Annotated in this window: 1 pseudogene; it reads left to right on the top strand. The window is 54.7% G+C overall.

What is annotated here, in order from left to right:
* Positions 1-81: 81 nt before the first annotated feature.
* Positions 82-307: pseudogene (locus tag AC0L3J_RS37860) on the top strand (IS3 family transposase); the annotation flags it as partial.

Genomic DNA, 307 nt, shown 5'->3' with positions numbered 1-307 from the left:
GGTTTTTCTGCTCATTATTAGCTCCTTCTGATGCCATTCTATTTCAGGAAGGAGTGTCCGTTAAACTCAGGCTACCTCAGGAAAAACCGTCCTGAAAAACCAGACGGCAGACGGGCTGTATTACGCAGTCAGGTACTTGAGCTACATGGCATCAGCCACGGTTCGGCCGGAGCAAGAAGCATCGCCACAATGGCAACCCGGAGAGGCTACCAGATGGGACGCTGGCTTGCTGGCAGGCTCATGAAAGAGCTGGGGCTGGTCAGCTGTCAGCAGCCGACTCACCGGTATAAGCGTGGCGGTCATGAGC

The organism is Bradyrhizobium sp. Kon37, from assembly GCF_055807535.1.
This window is presented reverse-complemented; position numbering and strand designations above follow the sequence as displayed.